The following is a 19669-nucleotide window of genomic DNA, read 5'->3' as shown; positions in this document are numbered from 1 at the left end:
AATTTTGCCCCAGTCCAGCAGCAGTCGATCGCCTTCGTAGGTTAAAATACCACTTATCTATATGATCGATTATTGTAGGCTCAGGAGCAATCACCATGACCGCAGAAAGTATGTTATTTAATGGGCCGATCGTGGCGATCGTTCTCGTCCTCGTCGGATTAGCTTGGGGTTTTCTCCTCCTCAAAATCCAAGGTGGAGAAGCGGAATAGCTTGTTTTTCGGTTCATGGTTACTTTATTAGTAATCATGAACTACTTTTTCCCTTCAAAAGTAATTAAGAGAAAATCAATAACTAAAATTTTATACCCACACCTATGACCACTCCCACGATCGAGTTTTTTGTCGGTTTATCAGAAGAATTAAGCGGTGTTAGTCTCCGCAAAAATAAAAATACCGGGATTCGCAATGTCCTGATGACTTTTAAAACCCTGAAAGCGATCGAACGTTTCCAAAGTTTCACCACTCGTACCTACGGCGATCTCCGTCTCACCGATGAGGAAGGAGTGATTATAGTTATTCCCAACTCGACTAAGTTTATTTTTGGAGGAGATGAAGGAGATGAAATTCAACGGGTAGAATGTGGTTTTGAAATCACCGATGAACACTGGGAGCGTTTTCTGCGCTTTATGAATCGTTATGCGGCAGCCAACGGGATGGGGTATCAGGATAAGTGAGAAGTGGGGTGTGGGGTGTAGGGTGTAGGGTATGGGGAGAATAAATAAAAATAATCTCCTGATTGACTCCTGACTCCTGACTCCTGAATACTGAATTCTGATAGTTAAAAACCAGCTAAAATAAGGATAAATTTAGTCAAGAAACCATGAAAATAGCGATTACTGGGGCGACAGGATTTGTGGGGAGTCGATTAGTGGTCAAACTCTATGATCGCGGCGATGATATTCTAATTTTGACGCGCAATCCCGATAAAACCCGAAGAATTTACCCAAAGTCAATCTATCCTAAGATAGAGATTATTCCCTATATCGCCACAGAATCGGGGGATTGGCAAAAAGAGATTTGCGGATGTGACGCGGTGATTAATCTAGCGGGAGAACCGATTTCGGAACGCTGGACCGGTGAAGCAAAACGAGCAATCGTCGCTAGTCGGGAAATCGGCACCGAGAAAATTGTCGAGGCGATCGCACTTGCTGCCCAGAAACCGAAAGTTTTAATTAACTCATCGGCGATCGGTTACTATGGAACCAGTGAAATCGCTAGTTTTGACGAAAATAGTCCTCCCGGTGGTGATTTTCTGGCGGATGTCTGTAAAAAGTGGGAAACAGCAGCCCAAAAAGTTAAAGATTACGGCACTCGTTTAGTCATTCTTCGCACGGGTATTGTTTTAGACAATGGGGGTGCTTTAGGGAAAATGATCCCACCCTTCAAGCTTTTTGCCGGCGGACCGATTGGCAGCGGTCGTCAGTGGTTTTCTTGGATTCATCGGGATGATTTAATTAATTTAATTATCTATTGTCTTGATCGCCCAGAAATTAGCGGCACGTTCAATGCTACTGCACCCAATCCCGTCCGGATGAAAGAATTCTGTCAGATATTAGGGGAAGTAATGAAGCGTCCTTCTTGGTTGCCAGTGCCGGATTTTGCCCTCGAAATTCTCTTGGGAGAAGGGGCAAAAATCGTCTTAGAAGGTCAAGAAGTGCTGCCAAAAGCCACCCAAGCGATCGGTTTTGACTATCGTTATCCTAATCTAGAAGCGGCCTTAGAGGAAATTGTCCCGAAAATGTAGAAAGCTGATACAATACCCGAGGCCGAATGCTCTCAATCTATTTTTCACTCCAGACGGGATGGGAGAATAAAGAGGCAGCCACTCTCACCCCGCGCAGTTGATTTAACAGGGGTAAATGACCCACGGGAGCGCTTAAATCCCAGATAAATTCTTGGGGGTATTTTGTCCAATTATTGCCATTTTTCCAGCCAATTTTCGGCCAAAGTTTCGGGAAATCTTGACCGACACCGATCCATAATTTGCGCTGCACCGACCAACCGAATTTTCCTTCCGAATGAACTAACCAAAGATTATCAATAGTCTGAATATCTACACCGGGGAAAGCTTCCACTTCCGTAAAATAGACCCATTTCCTCTGTATTGCCCCTTCTCCTGCTAATTCACAGAGTTTTTGACGGGTGAGACTATCGGCAGTTTGAAAATCCTGTTTAGCCAATAATTCCTGTAAAAGTCGATAATCGATACCTTTAGCACTGTCTAGGGGAACAATACCCGTGGGGAAATAATTAGCTAAAAATTCCTTGCTCTGAGTGCTATTATCTTGGTATAGCAATTGATAGGCCTTACCTGTCACCAGATTAACGGGAGTGGGACGCCAGGCTAATAAAAAATCTCTCAACACAGTTAGGCCACCTTCTCCGGCCTCGGCTAATTGTGTCAGGATTTGTAATTGATTTTTCGGCGACTCGGTGGCTAATTGACTCATCTTACGGGTAATATCCTCGCTTTGTTCTTCTACTAACACGCCATTCTGGTCAGTCATATCATCACTTTTAAGACCACTCCTTCAATACTATTACCACTATTTCGGGGTGGCTGCTCGATTTTTTCCTGACAAAACAGGGATTTTTAGCACCGACATTCCGCACCTCTTCATATACTTTTACATATCTTTACATTTCCCAAGATATTTTGACGAAAAACCTTCATTGTAGAAACTACTATTGAGAACATTTTCAATAATTGATTTTTTCTGAGAAAAAAATTTATAATTCTTCACCCTGACAAAAATCCTTCATTGTGGCTATAATCCTTACTGGCAAAGAGTTGTAAGCAATATAACTGAACTTTCCCCATACATATATACTATAATAGCCGAAAACCCTTATCCATCAATGGATACGCCCCTTAACTTTTCTTAATGTACCCATGTAATTTGTAACATTTCTTAATGGACAAGAATTCTCTCCATTTACTAAAATGGGTAATGATTCGGTAGTAGTGGCGTAGCTCTGTTGCTTACCTGGTATGAATTGTGTAAAATATTTATTAATAAAAATAATTGGAACCCGATCAGTCTTTAAACCTCTAGCTTGATCATGAATTTTCTGATAAATATCTTTTTCTGGCTCCTGTCTGGCTTACTGAAATATCAGTCTAGCACCGAACAAAGTACCCCCCCTAGTTCACCTCCGTTCCCCTGTCCTAATTGTGGTTCTCATTATAGGATCAAGAATGGTTCTATTCATAATGGAAAACCCAAACGTCAATGTAAAGAATGTGGTCGTCAGTTTGTGATCAATCCCACTAATAAAACCGTCTCTGACGAAACCAAACAATTAATTGATAAACTCTTGCTCGAACGAATTTCCTTACGAGGAATTGCTAGAGTAACAGGGGTAAGTTGGTCATGGTTACAAAATTATGTCAACAATAAACTGGCGGCTGTCCCCCGTCAAATAAAGGTTTCGGACAAACCAAAAGGTAAATTGGTTATAGAATGTGATGAAATGTAGTCTTTTGTTTTTTCTAAGACGATAAAGGTCTATATTTGGCGGTTAATTGATAGAAATACAAGGGAAATTATTGGTTGCTATGCGCGGAGATAAGAGTCGTCAATCAGCCCAAAAACTTTGGTGCCAGTTTACCAGGCGTTTACCGACAATGTGCAGTTGCTTACACAGACTTTTGGGAGTCATATAAGACAGTAATTCCCAGTAAACGTCATCGACCAGTCGGGAAAGAAACTGGTCAAACTAATCCTATTGAAAGATTAAATAATACCTTTCGAGAAAGGATTTCTCGGTTGGTGAGAGAGAGTCTATCTTTCTCTAAAAAAATGGAGAATCACGTTGGGGAACCCTTTGGTATTTTATCCATGACTACAATGCACACCTGGCAAAGGATTAAGCCGCCATCATTACTACCGAATCACCACCCAAAACCCCATAGATAGCCCAGATAGCCATGGCGCGTAAATAATGACAAGCGCGAAAAGTTCCCACCGATGTAATCGCTTCCGGGGTGCGAAATTGTAAGCCATTTTCATAGACTTGTTTCACCACTGCTTCCGTAATTTGCCATCCCTGCTTTTCCATTCCCATTTGTAGTAAAAAAGCCACCAACCCAAAATTAATTCCTACCCAAACTTCCAAGGGATGAGTTGCCTCGGGATTTTCGGGAGTACCATCGGGTTTTAACCCATTTGCCGCCCCAAATTTTCCCCCATGAAACTTGAGAAAACAAGCCTGATAAATCTTACTTAAAGCTGATTGCGTGTATTGATTTTCTACCACATCTGGCAAAGCCAATAAACGGGCATAAAATTGACCGCATAATTGGTCAGTCATCACCACATCGGAACCACTGCCACTATCTAAATTATAATATTCTCCATTCCAGAGAGTCTGATGATAAATAGCGCGAGATTGCTGTAACCAACTGGCAAAAATTGCCGTATCTTCTCCAAGAATTGCCCCAATTTTAAGCGTCGCTTCTAGTGCCGCTATCCACAAACCACCACAATAGGCACTAATTCCCTGTAAACGCCAATCATCAAAGGTTTGGTCTGGTGCGCCGGAATTTTCGGGGATGCCATCGTTATCAAGGTCAAAAGTTTTTAAATATTGCAAAGTCAGAACAATTGACGGCCAACATTCCCGCAGAAAATTCTCATCTTTAGCCCCCGTTAATAAATAATCCCGATAGACTAATAAAACAAAATCACTGCCTAAATCTTTCCAGAGATTACAATCTTGATAACTGGTGTAATTGCTCTTTTGCCAAGGGTGTTCATTGGGGGCGCCTAAATCGTGGGGAGTGGCATTTTTGGCCTTACGAATGGCACTAGCTTGGTTATATCCAATAATCCGAGGAGTGTCGTCACTGCTGGGAATTGCCCTCGCAAAAGCTTCCATGACGGCCTTTTCTAAGCGCGGCCATAACATCAATAACCCAAAGGAACCATAGAGACGCACATCAAGACTTTCATACCAACGATAATCAATACATTCTAAGACCCCAAATTGACCGATGGCATCCTGTTCCGTGGCGGCCGTCCAGAGAGTACCGCCGTCCGTAAGCAGGTATAATTCGTTAAATAAAGCCATTTTAAACCAATCGGCCAGATCGCTGCGTTCTAGGATCGGTTTTTGCCAGTTAATAATATTTTCTCGCCATGTATCGCCGTGTTTTAAAGCCGTGCGTACCATCGCCCAAGCATTTTGACCATTGCGACCGAAAAAGTCCGTATAACGACGATAATAGTTAATTCCTTGGGCAAATTCGGTGACGGGTAAATCCCAAGCTAAAATAAAAGGAATTTTGCGAGTTTTCCCCGGACGAATGGTAAAACGAATCGCCATGGCCGTGGCCGTTTGTTCCCCTTTTTGGGCGGGGGTTTCGTCCTCAATATCCGGTAAAGAGCCATTCATGGCGAAATAATCCCAAACTTCGCCCCCATCGCCAGCAGGGTTCCATTTACCCAGATAAAATACCTCTAGACTCGGATTAGTGATACTGGCAATCGCCATCTGTCCATCCCCTTCCCCGGGGTTTTCGTAATCTCGACGCATTAGACAGCCAACGCGGAAATTATCGACAATCCATTGATTATAATTACCCTCACTTTCCCCCCATTTTGATTGATATTCATAGACGGGACTACCATCATCTCTCACCTTAACCACTGGGGATTTAATTGCGTTAGTAAACCAACCGATTGTATTTTGCCAAGTCAGCATAATACTAATAGTAATTGGTTTATCGGTGGGATTATGGGCCGTCCATTCAAATAGGGCAATAGGATAACTACTTTCTTGATAATTATGCGCCCAAACTGGTGAGAATTGTTCGCAAATTAATTGAGTCTGAAAAACATCTTTATACTCGTACCAACTGCGGGGATAAAGGGCCGAATAGTTTCCCTTTTCGGCTGGATACCACGACCAGCGCGATAAAGTTCCATCCGTCGGGCTTTCCGTCGCCATAGCGTAGGCTTGGGCGTTTCCGTCTTCTGTTTGTTCAAAAATGCTAAATTGACAGGCTGCAAGGCTATTAAAACTGTGTTCACCGCCGTCCAGATGCCAGAGGTTAAAGTCACCTTTGGGGGAACGTCCGATGCAACCGGCACCAAATCCTCCCAGGGGCATCCCATGCCAAGGACCATCATCTAAATTGCTGGCGTAACGGACGCTGTAGGGTTTTTCCCAACCTTTGCCTAGAGGACGTTTCCAAGCAGCGGCGGGAATTTCTGGAAGGGAGACGAGATTAAGCATAGATTTAAGTGGGGTGTCGGGTGTGGGGTGTCGGGTGTGGGGTGTCGGGTGTGGGGTGTGGGGTGTGGGGTGTGGGGAGAATAAATAAAAATAAACTCCTGACTCGGAGAATACTGACTCCACCAAGAAACTTTTTCAGTAAACCCTAATTATTCGCTAAAGAGATAATTACTGCGATCGCTGAGAGTCCAATCTTGATTTTCTCCACCGATAATTAAACGTTTAATATCGACAAAATCCTTACTTAATTGGGTCAAGGCATTGATTAAAATATCTAAAGCAATAAGATCGCTAGTACCAAGGTCAAACCAACAACGTCCCCAAGTACCTAAGTATTCAAAATCGGTCATATTGTGCATCGGTGACATAAAGGCATTTTCGACCATATCTGGATCGTATTCCATATAACTAATATCGACTCCCACCTCCTGTACCTGTAGGTTTTCGGCATTGAAAGCTCCTAATTTACCCAAATAAAACCAAGAAGCAAAAACTTCTTCTACATACTGCTGTTCCATATTCGAGGGAACCGTCGAAAATTCCAGCCAAAACCAGACATCAAAAGGATTAAATTCGCGAAATTGCACTTCCATGTTTTTAAAGGTAAAAAGTAAAAAAGAGGTTGGGTGTTAGGGTGTTGGGGGTTCGCAGTTCGGAGTCAAGAGTCAGGAACTCACCGTTCGCTTATTTTAAACTTAGGGAGCTTCGATAAATGAGGCTAACTGCTTTCTGTACAAGGCTTTTAGCCGACTAAGTGGGGAGCGAGGGACTATTTTGGGCAGTCATCTTCGCTGTGCCTGGGCATCGCTACAAAAACGAAGCAATTGTGATTTTAAGTAGGTTAGTTGGCACACTGCGAAGCGGCTCCCTTCGAGATCGCCTTGGATTAATTTTCTCCAAGTTAACCACCGCTAGGTCTTCTGAAAACTTTATGCTGTAAGCTTTTTTCGCCATGATAATAAGGTCGAGTTCAAAAATTTGAGCGAACGGTGAGAAGAGCAATATGCTGTAGGAACGGTTAAGTCTAAGATTTTTCAACCTAGACCAAGTTTCAATGCTTTTTAAAACTATGACAAACAATCCAGAAGATAAGCAATCTATTCATTTAGATCCTAAATGTTTCTCTATGAAATCGACTAGGGTTGCTTTCGGAACAGCACCTATTATCTGATCGACCTTTTGACCCTTTTTGAAGAGTATCAGAGTGGGAACGCTGCGAATGTTATACTGACTAGCAGTTCGCGGATTTTCATCTGCGTTCACTTTGACAACCTTTACGCGACCTGCATATTGTTCAGCAATCTCATCCACGACTGGTGCAACCATACGACAGTGACTACACCAAGGTACATAAAATTCAACCAGAACAAAAGTATTACTTTCCAAAACTTCTTCGGCAAAGGTTTTGTCAGTAATTGGTGTAACTTGAGCAGATGCTTGACTACCCCATCCATTCAAGCCAAGAATTAGCGTAATTGTAACTAAAAAATAGGCTATGATTTTGGTTATTTGCTCGTTATTAATCATAGAAATATTAGCTCCCTGATTGTCTTTAGTCGAACTACTCATTTTCCTGTTCTCCTCTTCAGCACTAATGTAACCAAATATGTATCTGAATCTGCCCTCACTAGGACATGGAATAATAAGATATTACACCTAATCCTATCTCACCGTTCGCTTATTTTAAACTTAGGGAGCTTCAATAAATGAGGCTAACTGCTTTCTGTGCAAGGCTTTTAACCGATTAAGCGGGGAGCGAGGAACTATTTTGGGCGGTCAGCTTCGCTGTGCCCGCGGCATCGCTACGAAAACGAAGCAGTTATGATTTTAAGTAGGTTAGTTGGCACATTGCGAAGCAGATCCCTTCGAGATCACCTTGTATTAATTTTCTCGAAGTTAACCACCGCTAGGTCTTCTGAAAACCTTATGTTGTAAGCTTTTTTGCCATGATAATAAGGTGGAGTTCAAAAATTTGAGCGAACGGTGAGTCAGGAGATTGCGTTTTATTTGTTCTCCCCATTTCCCCATCTCCCCACTTCCCCTATCCCCTAACTCCTATTCTGTAATTTCCAGAGAAAACTAGCGAGGAGATTGGTGATAATATGAGCGAGGATCGGGATTAATAAATTACCGGTGATGATGACGGTATAACCGAGGGCAAAACCGACAACAGTTGCCCAGATAACATAGGGCCATTGTTGGGAACCGCTAAAATGGAGGATACCAAAAATTAGACTAGAAACGGTTAAACCAAAGATATTTAAGCCCAAAGCCGGCAAAATCACCCCGCGAAATAATAATTCTTCACTTAACCCCGGCAGTAATCCAATCCAAATTAAATCGGGCCAAGCTAAAGGTTTAATGACTAATTCTAAGTAAGAGTTAGCACTATGGCGATAACTAGACCAAAAACGATATAGAAGCCCACTAATTCCACTAATTGCCCCCGCTAAGGCTAATCCGAACAGGAAATCCGGGAGAGTCCAGCGAATTGCGGGAATAGCGATCGCACCGAAATATTGCCAGACTTTGGCGACTACCAGCAAGATAATCGCCGTTACCGCCATAATGGTGAGGACTTGTGTGCGTGTCAGGGGATCAAATTCGGAATTAGGGGAATTAGTCACGGATTCTCGGATAAACAGCGTAAAGAGTGTAAATTAGGGCGAAGAGATGCTAGGCTAACCCCTGCCCGTTGACAAACGATCGCACCGATCGCCTCTGTATATGAGTGTACCCTAATTGCTTTCACCCCTAGGGGTTCCGGGGCCACCTTCATTCTTGTACTATTTTCCTCGACAGCAATCAGTACACTTTTTTCTTGACAAAAACTAAAAACTGTGCTGGAGCCGCAGGCACTGGCGGGAACGATCAGCGCGTCCACCTCCCGGCTCCAAATAGCATCGGGACTGGGCTGCTTGACCAATTGGGGGGCGCGACTCAAACCCACCAAAACGCAGGGTAAAAAAGTATAACCGATTTCTTCGGCCGCGGCCTTGGGGGAAAGTTGCGGATCGAGGGGCAGCGGACTTAAAGCGGGGGCGTGGGCCGCTGGTATTTGGAATTGTCGCACCACCAGATGGGAAATTACCGCTTCGGCTCCGGCAAGGGGATCCACCCCCTGACCATGGCGATAATTAGCCAGGGCAATGCTATCGGGATCGTCGGGAAAACGGGCAACAATGGCGATCGCTTCCGCCCGGCCTTGGTTAATCAGTTTTTCTGCCCCCCGCAGCAAGCTGTCGGGATTGCCAATTGTTCCCCAACTGGCCCCGGAGGCTGCCTCTCGCAACTGCACATTTAAGGGGGCATCGGTGATAACGTAATCGGTGAGATCTAAGCCCAGGGTAGCCCGGACAGCATCGGCAGCCTGAAGGTGTCTTTGTAAGAGGTCAAATTCAATGGCGCGATCGAATAGTAACCCGATGCGATTTTGATGGACGGGACTTAATCCCCAATCCCCCCGGGCAAAACGATCTAAAGCGTAACCCTCTACATAGTAGGTGTTGTCCAAAGGCCAGTACAGTTGTGCGCCGTTGAGGACATTAGGATGGGTAATTAGGCGATCGCAAACCTGGGCGATCGCTCTGGCCACGGGAATGCCATCCCCAGCATAACCGCCAATCGCTGCCCCGATGCCGGTGGGAATAATTAGTACGGCGGTATAGGGACGGGAATTCACGAGGCAGTGGTGACAATCGCTTCGACTTTGACTTGATTATTCTCGGTATCCACTTCTGTGATTGCCCAGCGCAAGGGTTCACCGCGTTTGGCTAATTCTTTTTCGATTTCTTGCTGCAGTTGTTGCGGGGTTTCCTGTAGGTCGATTTCGGCACTAATAAAGTGAGTGGTCATGGGGATTGTCTGGGGATAGTTATCCCCTCAGTTTATCAAGATTTTGCCCTCTTGCGCTGGCTTATCAGCCCTCTGGGTCAGGAACCACAAAGACACGAAGAACACAAAGATCGATCGCTACTACATCGTTAAACTGATCACACAAAGTCGATAAGAGCCATTCTCGTACTATAGAACTCTTGCAAATTAATTATATGTTATAATAATGGGTTAACTAATTTTCCCCAAAAAATTAGTTAATCAGTACATTCGTCCTGAATGAAAACTTGAAGTTTAACTTTTAACTCAAAACTCTTTAGAGCTGCTTTAATTTGGTTATCAAAACCTCTTTATTTAAGCGGCACAAACTATCTCAATTATAAAAATTGAGAATAAATTCTCCTTGACTTGATTAATCTTTAGGCAACTTTTAAGAAGCTGCTATACCTATCCCTAACTCACAGTTATAAATAGCCGCCAACAAGTTAACTCTTAAACTATATCTTCGACGACGATTCCGATATTTACAGGATAAGATTTTAAAGATTTTGAGTTTCCTATTTATATGTTCAATGATAATCCTTTCTTTGGCTAAAGCCTTGTTATACTCTTTTTCTAACTCTGTTAATTTTCTATTTTTCGATTTCTTTTTCGGTGTATAACTATTACTATGGTATGCAGCTATTCCCTGATAACCACTGTCTTCTATGCTGGTAGTTAAAGGATGAAAACGAACTCGACTTTTTTTAAATAAACTAAAATCATGACCTCTACCTTTCCCACAAAAAACACAGATAATTTCCTCTGTATTTTGATCAGCTACTAATTGGAATTTTAAAGTATGATAACCTCTTTTACCCCCCAAAAAATCTTTCTGTTTCTTTTGGGGGCGTTCAATGGGAGTTTCCGTTACATCCATTACCGTTATGACCGGTATCTCTGCTTGATTGAGTAAAGCTTTTTTTCCTTTTAAACGGAAGTTTCCCGATTGTAAAAGCATTTTTTCCGTCTTATTTACAATCCGACATATAGTTGATTCTGATAGTTCCCAGCTTGTACCAATGTGAAAATATGTTCTATATTCTCGCCAATATTCTAACGTTACTAAAACTTGTTCTTCTATAGATAGTTTAGGTTTCGGTCTCCTTTTAGATGGTGAATTAGAGTCGGCTTCAACACTTTTTACTGATTCTACCATCTTTCTATATGTTTGTTTATACACACCGAAACGGCGTTTGAATTGTTCATCTGATAAGTTTTGATAATCCATAATTTTGCTAATAAACATAGCAAAATTATAGATGATTTCCTGACCTAAGATCACATTTTATTCTTTTTTCCACTTCAATCTAAGAATTGAGAAAAAAGCAAAACATTACATCATACCATAAAAAAATTATGCAAGAGGTCTTATGATTAATACTAGGTTTTTCCCTAGAGATTATGATCGAGGTTCCCAACTACATCAGTCCTCAAGAATATCTCGCTATCGAGCGCCAGAGCCAGATCCGCCATGAATACCGACGTGGTTTGGTTTATGCGATGGCCGGCGGTACGGATAATCACGAGCGCATTGCCTTCAATTTTCTCAAAGTCATTGACGAACATTTCGGCGACTCTACAGACTGTCGGTTTCACTCGGGTAATGTCAAGGTTAACTATCAAGATCAGTTTTATTACTATCCCGATGCTTTTGTTACCTGCGATCCTCGCGATCGCCAAGATCGTTACCTGAAACGCTATCCGAAACTGATCGCGGAAGTGCTTTCCCCCAGTACGATTGCTTTTGACAAGGGCGAAAAATTCCAAGATTATCAACAGATAGAAACTTTAGAAGAATATGTATTAATTTCCCAAGAAATCCAGCGCGTGGAATGCCGTCGTCGTAATTCTCTGGGGGCTCTTCTCGACTTTGTGTGATAATTTTTGCTTATAGAATCATGAAATGCTTACTGGGAAAGACTTTTAGGACTATTTTGCTGAAGAAACTATCAGTATAGACCCCGTTTCCACACAGAAACCAGAAGAGCCCTCTGGGGATATGGGAAACGACTATTTACGAGACAGGCGATCGCGTGATCCTGCCAAGTATTAACCTAGAGTTAGCGATCGCCGATCTCTACCGGGGAATAGATTAAAGTGATAAACACCGTTATCCCGTTGGAAGTTGAAAGGCATCATTGACTAGATACCTCTCTTTCTTGTTTATTTAGCGATAGCGATCGCCCTTCTTTTCCAGAACTACGATCGCACTTTTGTCAAATCGATTTCTTGAAACTGTGTTGTCAGAAACCGTCAAAGTGCGATCACCTATCGCTTGAGAAGAGCCTTTACAGATTGACTACGGCCACTGAGTGGAAGTCTATTGTCCCTCCGATCCACAGTTGGTTGTAGTTCCAGTCAGCGTTGTAACCCGTTGCGTGGCTGGGGTCGATCGCCCGACTGGAGGTTGTGTGTCTTGTCAGGAGTTCCCCCTAGTATTCATGACCAGTAACGAGGCCCGGGAGTTTCCCCCTGCTTTCCTGCGTCGATGTTTGCGTTTAAGACTCGAACAACCCGACAACGAGGATGATTTCTATCGGATACTAGGGGACTTCCAGAGAATAAAATACCCAACAAAAAAATAGAAAAGTGTTTTTTTGAAAAAGTAATTATTTTTGTCTAGGAAAACAAAGAGTCTCCCATTACAACCTATTTTTCCGAAAAAAAAATAGCAGCATAAACTTTTATACTTCCGAGCTTTTTCGAGTATAACAAGGACAAGTTAAAGAATCAAATACAGTTTTTAGCTAACCATCTTAGTTAACTACAAACTAGGTCTTATCATAATAAATATCAATAAACCATTGCCCCAAATCGGGAAAGTCTTGATTCGTTGATTCTGTGAGACGTTCGATTTTTTCTTCGATTTTTTCCATGGCTTTTTTAGTAAGCTTTACTCCTTTTTCGTAAGTTTCAGTAATCAACTTAACAATCGGGTGTTTTCCTTTCCAAGTCATAGTTTGGGCGAATTTCAAAGCTGTTTCGATTTCATCTAAAATACTCCCATTCCAATGGTTTTCTAACACAGCCCAGGTTCGTTTAATAGGATTATATTTACTATGGTAGGGGGGATAGTAAGCTAAACGTATATTAACTTGATATTTTTGGGAAAACTCAACTATACGTTTCATAAACTGAGTTCGTCTCGAATTATTTTCTGATCCATTATCTTGATTAATTATCAAAGTTTTAATTTTCTCAAAACGAGATTTTTCAGATTCCCAGAAATCCTCTAATATATCAACAATAAAGTCACTGGTGACTGTGGAGGTAGTGAAATACAAAAACAACTCATCAAATTCTGGAATAAATATTCCGTAAGGGGTTAGGGTTGTTTTCGGATTAAAATCATGATCGTTTGTTTCGACAGTTATTCTATTTTTACCTCCTCGATCAAACAGTCCAATATTAACACGGGCTTTGGCATCTAAACTAAGACGTAACATCGTAGGGTCTTCATCCGCTTCCCGATTAATGTTAGCTAATTCCTCAAAGATTGCCTCGGTTTCTGGAATTTTTTTTGAGGTAAAACTTTAGCGACTCTTTTCAGACGATAACCTAAGTTATTTAATTTAACCCGAATAGTTTCCTCGCTCGGTAAATCCTCATCACTGTACCCATATTTAGAGATTAATTGCTTTCGGACTTCGGCCGCACTCAGTCTCACATAAAGCCTTTGGCTTTTAAAACTTGGGTCAGTTTGGCTTTGAGAATCCACTAAATTTTTGATGTTTTCCAATAGAAAAGGTAAATGTTCTTCTGCTTTTTTCCGCCCCTTAGCTGAATGATTATCAACACAAATAATGCCTCTTTTTAGTTCTTTAATTCCTTTACGAATAGTAGTTCGATTCCAGCCTAACTCCTGTGCAGCAAGGGTTTGTCCCCCATAGCCTAATTCTAAGACTGTTTGCGCCATGAATCTTCTTTTAGCTGCACCTTTTAATTGAAGTGCAGTTTCACTGAGCAATTTCTTGAGGGAATCAGTTAATTCCATATATTCTTAAAAAGAAAAACTTGATTAATAATGTACAGGATTAATTCTACTACAAAATTGGAAGGAGGGGGCAACCATCGATCCCTACCTCCCACACTCCGAGAATGATTATTATTCTTGAGAATGAATAGTTTATTTTTTGGAAGTCCCTTACCAAGCGAGGCCGAGTGGGAATACGCTTGTAGAGCGGGAACAACCACTCCCTTCCACTTTGGCGAGACGATCACGGGAGAACTGGCGAATTACGTTAGTTCAACGGTCTATCAACAAGAAAAGGCGAAAAAATCCCCAAAGAAAACCACTCCCGTCCGCTCCTATCCCCCCAACGCTTTTGGGCTGTACGATATGCACGGGAATGTTTGGGAGTGGTGTTTAGATCCGTGGCACAGTGATTATCAAGGCGCACCGCCCACAGACGGGAGCGTTTGGGACGAAAAAAATATTGATAATCGTTATCAAAACTCATTAAATAGTATAAATAAACTATTGACAGATGACCGAAAATGTGTATTGCGGGGCGGTTCTTGGTTCAGCCTTCCAGATGGCTGCCGTTCCGCTTTCCGCAGCAGCTACAACCGCCGCGACTACAGCAACCTCTACGACGGTTTTCGGGTGGTGTGCGGTGCTGGGAGGACTCTGTAACCCTTTTCTCTTTTTTTTCCTTTTTACCCTCATTCCCTTTTCTGGAATTTTTTTAGGCAGACTATAGTACAAGTGTATTAGTTTAGGGGGTCAATTACCTGGGGTTTGGGGGTGGATAAGTAGCTGGTTATAATTAAATTAAAAATGGATTTTAGGTTCGATCCCCCCTTAGGGACTTGCGTGGGAATAATATCCCAATCGATCGGAGGGCGCAAGCTTTGCGCCCCTACAGTAACGGATTTTGTCCACAATGTAGGGGCGAACTGCGTTCGCCCAAAAGGTACATTATCAAGGGGTTAGCAATCCAATTGCGAACGATAGATGGAGATTCTGAGGCCTTTAATTCATCAGCTACAGCTTCAGGAATGACCACAAGCTCATACAGTTCTTGTAGGATCATAATTTGGTCAATTAAGAGCAGGTAGCAAATCGGAGAAGTGTCAGAAACAACTATCATTTCGCTCTGAGTTCTTTGAGAGTTTGCAAATCGCGTTCTAGTTCAGTTTCATCATAATTCAGATAGACTCCCATCCGCTTTAAAAAGGCATGAGTTTCTAACCGAGAAGGTAATTGAAGGATGCGTCCAACTTCGGCCGTACTCAAGATACTGGCTCTTCTGGTTTCTGTGTGGAAACGAAGCCTATACTGATAGTTTCTTCGGCAAAATAGTCGTAAAAGTCTTTCTCCGTCAACATTTCACGATTCCATAAGCAAAAATTATCACACAAAGTCGAGAAGAGCCAGATACTGGCACGGTAAGCATCAGCAATAACCATTTCCAGCAGTTTATGAGCCAAATTATCGCCTGTTTGACCTAATCTCTGGGCGATTTCGTCGGGAATATCAACAGTGATTTTCATAAAATTATCGGAGTCGCTACCAGTTAGTTTTATCATAGGTGAAATAGATGGCTCTTCCAGTTTTTGTGTGGAAGGAAGAAGAATAGGGATAATTTGGGTGCATCTCAATTTGGTCGAAATATCTATAGGACATTTTGGGCGCCCGCAGTTCGATAAACTCACTGACCACGATGCGCCCCTACCATTGGTGTAATAATAGGATTGTAGGGGCGAATTGCATTCGCCCTCTTTGATTTTTACAGTTTATTTTAAATAAATCAAGAGATTTAACCCCGGAATTGTGCGCGAGAGAGTCCAGATAAGGAGAGTGATATAAAAGATGCCGATACCCCATTGATACCAAACTAAAAAAGAAATAATAGCGGGTAATTCTTGATCGCGAACTCGCCAATCATTAAAGCCTAATTTTAGCAAATTATTGAGACTTAAATCGTAATAATTTAACCAATTCCAACGCTTTTGCCAAGAAATAGGAGTATAACGATCGCGAAAGAGGGGAAATTCGGGAACCACGGGTAAACGGGTGATTAATAAGCGTAATTGTCGCATACTGCCATCTTGCAGAAAATAGGAACTATCCATTAAATCGTGATAGCGTCCCCGACGATAAAGTTCGATAATTAAAATTAGGGGTAAGGGGACAAGAATTAGGGCAATAGCTGTTAAAGTTAGTAGGGGACGACTGGCAGATTGCAGGATATTAAACACACCAGAAAGGGTGAGAATAATATAGCTAGTTACCATACAAAAGATTTCATAACGACTAGGAATTACTGGTTTAGGAGTGAGACGACGCACGCGATCGATTAACCAAAATAAACAGCCAAAATAGGCAAAAATTATGATTCCTGTCCCGAAAACTAAACTAAAATTTGTACCATCTTGACTTAAGAGTAATAGTAAAGTAAGGAAAGAAGTATGCAGAAAATCAGCTACCCAAGTGAGGTTAATTAGGCGAATAAATGAGATATTATTTAGTTTTTCTTTTAACTGTTGTAATCGCAATTTTTCGGTTTTGTATTCAATTTGATTAGCATCGGCAATTTGTTCTAGGGAGCGAAAATTACGAACTAAATTTCTTAAAACTGTCTCATTTCCTGTTAGGTTTGGTAAATAAATTGCTTGACCAATTACTCCTCTATCTCCTAGGATTTTAGCTTTATCGGAATCAAAAGCTAATCCTGATACACTTAAATAACTATTTTTAGTAAAAGTGGAATTACTAAAATCTACCTGATCTAAAAGTTTCACATCTTGAAAACTAACCACACCATTAAAATAACTAGACCGGAAAGCGCCTGATTTTTCAAAAGTGGCATTTCTAAAGGTTAATAAACTTAAAAATCTACTCTTAGAAAATAGCGGACGATCTCGCCATTGACTTTGGGAAAAATTAGCTTCTTTTTGCCAGAAAGTACGGGTAAAATCTGCGGGTTTATCGTATTTGGTTTGATCAAAATAAGCTTCGGCAGTAAAATGACTGCCATGGAAGTTAGTAATACTTTTAAAATGTGCGCTGCGAAAGATGGCTTTATTTAAAAATTGACTTTGACTAAAATTTACATCTCCCATAAAATTAGCTTTTGTAAATTTTGCCACCCTAGCAAAACGCGATTCTACCCAATTACTTTCACGACTAAATTTTGCTGCCATTGCTTCGACAATTTGCAGAAAAAAAGTCTTAGAAAAGTCCACTTCTCCCATAAATACCGTTCCCTGCAACTTCACCGGTCCACGAAATACTGTGACATTAAAAACCGGTTCATCGCTATCGAATAAAAAATTTTCGTCCTGTTGTAATAACTGTTCTTCTGTGGGTGATAATAAGGTAGCGAGGGCCACTTTTGTTAAAGGAGTGGGTAAACCCAGACGGGAAGCGATAAAATTGCCTTGAATTAAGGAATTACTAAAATCTAAACCTAGGGGTTGTTTAGCGCGATTAATTTGACCTTGAATCTGTTGATAAAATTGTTCTTGCAGTTCCTTATTTTCATCGCGGATATCGATAACTAAATTGGCTAAATCGATAGTAGTCATCCCTTCTTTAAGGACGGGTGCGCTTAAACGTTCCTGCAATAAAGTTACTGTTAAAGGAACTCTATCCACTACTGCCAAACTAGGGAGAGAATGTAAACAGAAAAACAGAAAAACAATGATTAGTAACCAGCAGCCTTTCAACAACGCACCCACGACAGTTATTTTCCTAAACAAGCTTGGATAGCCATTTCTAAATCCTCTTGGTTTAAATCGGTAATAACAAAGACTTCCTGAACACTTTTTCCTGTCCTCGCAATCAGCTTAAAACCACCACGAATCGGCACTGATATCCGCAATTGTAACCGCGGACAATGACCTTTTGAGCGAGAAAGTACCCCCGGGGTGACAGTGGTGATTCCTTGATAGGTAATTAACTTTTCTAATACCGCAATCAACCCCGGAATATGAGTAGAATGATTCCAAACTAAGCGACCATTATTCATAATTATGCGGCCTCTAGGGGAGCCATAGTTAATCCTTCCCGTCGCAATTGTTGGTGATAAAGTTCCGCTTGTTCTTGGGGACCTGTCCAGACAATTGCCTGTCCTTGGTAGTGAACTTGATTAGTTAATTCCCAAGCTCGATCAGTAGTCATATCCGGGATATATTTAATTAAACAATTGGCCACATGATCGAAGGTGTTAAAGTCATCGTTGAGAACAATAACTTTATAGTTGGGATAAGTCTTTTTGACCACTTGGGTGGACTTATCTAAGGTGGTACTGGGTGCGCTGGCCATAAAAGTTACAATAGGTCAAGGTTTTTGCGGTTAAATTCGAGCATTTTGACAACAATTAAGCGGCAAAAGCCACAGAATTATTATTCAAAACTTGGTGATAGTAATTTAATAACTGTTTGGTGGCCGCTTGCCATGCCCATTTTTCGGCTTCTAGACGCGCATTTCGTCGTAATTCCTCTCTTTCTGCCTTGGCGGTTAGTAATCTTTGGGTGGCACTAATTAAACCCTTTTCATCCCTAGGATCGAAGAGATGACCATTAACTCCATCGGTGACAATATCGGGAATTCCCCCCGAATTTGCCGCCACCACCGGACAACCGGCAGCCATGGATTCTAAGAGTACCAAACCGAGGGTTTCTGTGCGTGAGGGAAAAAGAAAAGCATCTGCGGAAGCAAAAGCGGAGGCTAATTCTAACCCCTGTAAATAACCGACAAAATGGGTATTTGTGTCGGCAAAATGACTTGTTAAAGCTTCCCGATGGGGACCATCTCCCACAATGGCAAATCTTGCTTCGGGAATCGCTTCTAAGACTGGTTTAATGCGATCAATTTCTTTTTCGGCCGACACTCGACCGACGTATAATAAGAGAGGACTATCGGGGTTATTTTGGGATAATTTCAGTCTCATAGCCGGGGATTTTAAATGAGGTTGAAATAATTCCGTATCGACTCCCCTTTGCCAAAGCTCGACCTTTTCAATGCCACGACTAGATAATTCTTGCACCATAGCGGTGGAAGTGCAGAGATTTAAACTTGCTTGATTGTGGGCCAGTTTTAATAATTCCCAGAGTAATCCTTCTAGGGAACCTAATCCATAGTGTTGTAGGTATTGGGGGAGATGGGTATGATAGGAAGCGACGAGGGGAATGTTCATAGTTTTGGCAAAATAAATGCCTCCCACCCCTAAAACAGCCGGGTTAACCACATGAATAATATCAGGTTTAAACCTCTCTAAAGCTTGACCGACGGAAGGCCGGGGGAAAGCCATTTTTAATTCCGGATATAGGGGTAAGGGAATCCCTGTAACTCCATGAATCTTAGCACCTTTGTACTCTTTTAAACCGCCATCAGGAGAGAAAACTAATACCTGATGACCTAATCTTTGTAGGTGTTCCACGGTATGTTTAAGACGGGTGACAATGCCATCAATTTTCGGTAAGAAAGTTTCTGTAAAAAGAGCAATTCGCATAGAGAAAACAAGGTTAAGTAATAATTAAGGACAAGCTTTTTTTGAGATAGCTAGGAATAATTACTGAATTTCTCAAGGCAATTAACTCCCCAA

General features: G+C 41.7%; 19 protein-coding genes and 5 pseudogenes. 8 read left to right on the top strand and 16 right to left on the bottom strand.

The genetic code is table 11. The features are described from left to right. The first annotated feature begins 95 nt into the window (after positions 1–95). From petM to thyD, 3 genes are all read left to right on the top strand, one after another. Complete coding sequence (petM, locus tag ACQY1Y_RS14690) at positions 96–209, top strand: cytochrome b6-f complex subunit PetM (protein WP_002731506.1); 114 nt, start codon at positions 96–98, stop codon at positions 207–209. A gap of 104 nt (positions 210–313) precedes the next feature. Then, positions 314–673: a photosystem II reaction center protein Psb28 gene (gene psb28 / locus ACQY1Y_RS14685; protein WP_002777305.1), complete on the top strand. Its 360-nt coding sequence runs from the start codon at positions 314–316 to the stop codon at positions 671–673. A gap of 146 nt (positions 674–819) precedes the next feature. Next, a complete protein-coding gene (gene thyD, locus ACQY1Y_RS14680; RefSeq protein WP_430013032.1) occupies positions 820–1743 on the top strand; it encodes a thylakoid membrane protein ThyD in 924 nt (307 codons plus the stop codon). A 37-nt stretch (positions 1744–1780) separates the two neighbouring features. On the opposite strand, the gene ACQY1Y_RS14675 is transcribed toward thyD, so the two are convergent. Then, positions 1781–2506, bottom strand: a complete 726-nt coding sequence (locus ACQY1Y_RS14675) for a GUN4 domain-containing protein (RefSeq protein WP_002733427.1) — start codon at positions 2504–2506, stop codon at positions 1781–1783. Between the two features lie 601 nt (positions 2507–3107). Here ACQY1Y_RS14675 and ACQY1Y_RS14670 point away from each other — a divergent pair. After that, positions 3108–3873, top strand: a pseudogene (locus ACQY1Y_RS14670) (IS1 family transposase). Here the strand turns inward: ACQY1Y_RS14670 and ACQY1Y_RS14665 are convergent. The 7 genes from ACQY1Y_RS14665 to ACQY1Y_RS14635 form a co-directional block, all read right to left on the bottom strand. Next, a complete protein-coding gene (locus ACQY1Y_RS14665) occupies positions 3870–6239 on the bottom strand; it encodes a GH116 family glycosyl hydrolase (protein ID WP_430013031.1) in 2370 nt (789 codons plus the stop codon). The pseudogene ACQY1Y_RS14670 and the gene ACQY1Y_RS14665 sit on opposite strands and share 4 nt — an antisense overlap. A gap of 149 nt (positions 6240–6388) precedes the next feature. Further along, positions 6389–6832, bottom strand: a complete 444-nt coding sequence (locus tag ACQY1Y_RS14660) for a DUF3531 family protein (protein WP_430013030.1) — start codon at positions 6830–6832, stop codon at positions 6389–6391. 508 nt (positions 6833–7340) lie between these two features. After that, positions 7341–7655 carry a thioredoxin gene (gene trxA / locus ACQY1Y_RS14655; protein WP_416209722.1) on the bottom strand — a complete coding sequence of 105 codons (315 nt, stop codon included), beginning with the start codon at positions 7653–7655 and terminating at the stop codon, positions 7341–7343. A gap of 632 nt (positions 7656–8287) precedes the next feature. Then, positions 8288–8866 carry a CPBP family intramembrane glutamic endopeptidase gene (locus ACQY1Y_RS14650; protein ID WP_430013029.1) on the bottom strand — a complete coding sequence of 193 codons (579 nt, stop codon included), beginning with the start codon at positions 8864–8866 and terminating at the stop codon, positions 8288–8290. Next, positions 8863–9921: a DUF3326 domain-containing protein gene (locus ACQY1Y_RS14645; RefSeq protein ID WP_430013028.1), complete on the bottom strand. Its 1059-nt coding sequence runs from the start codon at positions 9919–9921 to the stop codon at positions 8863–8865. The genes ACQY1Y_RS14650 and ACQY1Y_RS14645 overlap by 4 nt, the downstream gene beginning before the upstream one ends. Then, positions 9918–10094 carry a hypothetical protein gene (locus ACQY1Y_RS14640; RefSeq protein WP_002734354.1) on the bottom strand — a complete coding sequence of 59 codons (177 nt, stop codon included), beginning with the start codon at positions 10092–10094 and terminating at the stop codon, positions 9918–9920. Before ACQY1Y_RS14640 ends, ACQY1Y_RS14645 begins: the two co-directional genes overlap by 4 nt. A gap of 409 nt (positions 10095–10503) precedes the next feature. After that, the gene (locus ACQY1Y_RS14635) at positions 10504–11361 is read right to left on the bottom strand and encodes an IS5-like element ISMae4 family transposase (RefSeq protein ID WP_430014679.1); all 858 of its coding nucleotides are present in this window, start codon (positions 11359–11361) and stop codon (positions 10504–10506) included. A 155-nt stretch (positions 11362–11516) separates the two neighbouring features. Between ACQY1Y_RS14635 and ACQY1Y_RS14630 the strand changes: the two are divergent. The 3 pseudogenes from ACQY1Y_RS14630 to ACQY1Y_RS14620 all read left to right on the top strand — a co-directional run. Next, positions 11517–11968: pseudogene (locus tag ACQY1Y_RS14630) on the top strand (Uma2 family endonuclease); the annotation flags it as partial. A 138-nt stretch (positions 11969–12106) separates the two neighbouring features. Continuing rightward, positions 12107–12211 (top strand): annotated as a pseudogene (locus tag ACQY1Y_RS14625) (Uma2 family endonuclease); the annotation flags it as partial. A gap of 309 nt (positions 12212–12520) precedes the next feature. Continuing rightward, positions 12521–12661, top strand: a pseudogene (locus ACQY1Y_RS14620) (AAA family ATPase); the annotation flags it as partial. Positions 12662–12886: 225 nt separating this feature from the next. Here ACQY1Y_RS14620 and ACQY1Y_RS14615 read toward each other — a convergent pair. After that, positions 12887–14109, bottom strand: a protein-coding gene (locus ACQY1Y_RS14615) for an ISAzo13-like element ISMae28 family transposase (RefSeq protein ID WP_430013027.1) whose coding sequence is annotated in 2 segments (ribosomal slippage) — positions 12887–13629 and positions 13629–14109 — 1224 coding nt in all. Because the reading frame shifts where the segments join, the coding sequence is not laid out codon by codon here. A gap of 150 nt (positions 14110–14259) precedes the next feature. On the opposite strand from ACQY1Y_RS14615, the pseudogene ACQY1Y_RS14610 reads away from it, so the two are divergent. After that, positions 14260–14751 (top strand): annotated as a pseudogene (locus tag ACQY1Y_RS14610) (formylglycine-generating enzyme family protein); the annotation flags it as partial. 226 nt (positions 14752–14977) lie between these two features. Here the strand turns inward: ACQY1Y_RS14610 and ACQY1Y_RS14605 are convergent. From ACQY1Y_RS14605 to ACQY1Y_RS14575, 7 genes are all read right to left on the bottom strand, one after another. Beyond that, positions 14978–15208, bottom strand: coding sequence for a hypothetical protein (locus ACQY1Y_RS14605; RefSeq protein WP_002732242.1), 231 nt, complete (start codon positions 15206–15208; stop codon positions 14978–14980). Beyond that, on the bottom strand, positions 15205–15354 hold the full coding sequence (locus ACQY1Y_RS14600) for a UPF0175 family protein (protein WP_259679017.1): 150 nt from the start codon (positions 15352–15354) through the stop codon (positions 15205–15207). The genes ACQY1Y_RS14605 and ACQY1Y_RS14600 overlap by 4 nt, the downstream gene beginning before the upstream one ends. Continuing rightward, the gene (locus tag ACQY1Y_RS14595; RefSeq protein ID WP_002734446.1) at positions 15351–15647 is read right to left on the bottom strand and encodes a hypothetical protein; all 297 of its coding nucleotides are present in this window, start codon (positions 15645–15647) and stop codon (positions 15351–15353) included. The genes ACQY1Y_RS14600 and ACQY1Y_RS14595 overlap by 4 nt, the downstream gene beginning before the upstream one ends. Positions 15648–15854: 207 nt before the next feature. Further along, positions 15855–17801 (bottom strand): pentapeptide repeat-containing protein, encoded by a 1947-nt coding sequence (locus tag ACQY1Y_RS14590; RefSeq protein WP_430013026.1) that lies wholly within the window; start codon positions 17799–17801, stop codon positions 15855–15857. Between the two features lie 5 nt (positions 17802–17806). Next, on the bottom strand, positions 17807–18091 hold the full coding sequence (locus ACQY1Y_RS14585) for a DUF2103 domain-containing protein (protein ID WP_002732155.1): 285 nt from the start codon (positions 18089–18091) through the stop codon (positions 17807–17809). A 2-nt stretch (positions 18092–18093) separates the two neighbouring features. Beyond that, positions 18094–18387: an ATP-dependent Clp protease adapter ClpS gene (clpS, locus tag ACQY1Y_RS14580; protein WP_002765336.1), complete on the bottom strand. Its 294-nt coding sequence runs from the start codon at positions 18385–18387 to the stop codon at positions 18094–18096. Between the two features lie 55 nt (positions 18388–18442). After that, on the bottom strand, positions 18443–19576 hold the full coding sequence (locus ACQY1Y_RS14575) for a glycosyltransferase family 4 protein (protein WP_002775633.1): 1134 nt from the start codon (positions 19574–19576) through the stop codon (positions 18443–18445). Between the last annotated feature and the right edge of the window lie 93 nt (positions 19577–19669).

It is taken from the genome of Microcystis ichthyoblabe FBCC-A1114, assembly GCF_050500245.1.
Classification (GTDB): domain Bacteria; phylum Cyanobacteriota; class Cyanobacteriia; order Cyanobacteriales; family Microcystaceae; genus Microcystis; species Microcystis ichthyoblabe_A.
The sequence above is the reverse complement of the archived record's forward strand: the minus strand, read 5'-3'. Positions and strand labels throughout refer to the sequence as shown.

What these genes read in the sequence shown, in the direction of transcription:
- petM (WP_002731506.1), top strand. Translation starts at nt 96, where the DNA reads ATGACCGCAGAAAGTATGTTATTTAATGGGCCGATCGTGGCGATCGTT.
- psb28 (WP_002777305.1), top strand. Translation starts at nt 314, where the DNA reads ATGACCACTCCCACGATCGAGTTTTTTGTCGGTTTATCAGAAGAATTA.
- thyD (WP_430013032.1), top strand. Translation starts at nt 820, where the DNA reads ATGAAAATAGCGATTACTGGGGCGACAGGATTTGTGGGGAGTCGATTA.
- ACQY1Y_RS14675 (WP_002733427.1), bottom strand. Translation starts at nt 2,506, where the DNA reads ATGACTGACCAGAATGGCGTGTTAGTAGAAGAACAAAGCGAGGATATT.
- ACQY1Y_RS14665 (WP_430013031.1), bottom strand. Translation starts at nt 6,239, where the DNA reads ATGCTTAATCTCGTCTCCCTTCCAGAAATTCCCGCCGCTGCTTGGAAA.
- ACQY1Y_RS14660 (WP_430013030.1), bottom strand. Translation starts at nt 6,832, where the DNA reads ATGGAAGTGCAATTTCGCGAATTTAATCCTTTTGATGTCTGGTTTTGG.
- ACQY1Y_RS14640 (WP_002734354.1), bottom strand. Translation starts at nt 10,094, where the DNA reads ATGACCACTCACTTTATTAGTGCCGAAATCGACCTACAGGAAACCCCG.
- ACQY1Y_RS14635 (WP_430014679.1), bottom strand. Translation starts at nt 11,361, where the DNA reads ATGTTTATTAGCAAAATTATGGATTATCAAAACTTATCAGATGAACAA.
- ACQY1Y_RS14605 (WP_002732242.1), bottom strand. Translation starts at nt 15,208, where the DNA reads ATGATAGTTGTTTCTGACACTTCTCCGATTTGCTACCTGCTCTTAATT.
- ACQY1Y_RS14595 (WP_002734446.1), bottom strand. Translation starts at nt 15,647, where the DNA reads ATGATAAAACTAACTGGTAGCGACTCCGATAATTTTATGAAAATCACT.
- ACQY1Y_RS14585 (WP_002732155.1), bottom strand. Translation starts at nt 18,091, where the DNA reads ATGAATAATGGTCGCTTAGTTTGGAATCATTCTACTCATATTCCGGGG.
- clpS (WP_002765336.1), bottom strand. Translation starts at nt 18,387, where the DNA reads ATGGCCAGCGCACCCAGTACCACCTTAGATAAGTCCACCCAAGTGGTC.
- ACQY1Y_RS14575 (WP_002775633.1), bottom strand. Translation starts at nt 19,576, where the DNA reads ATGCGAATTGCTCTTTTTACAGAAACTTTCTTACCGAAAATTGATGGC.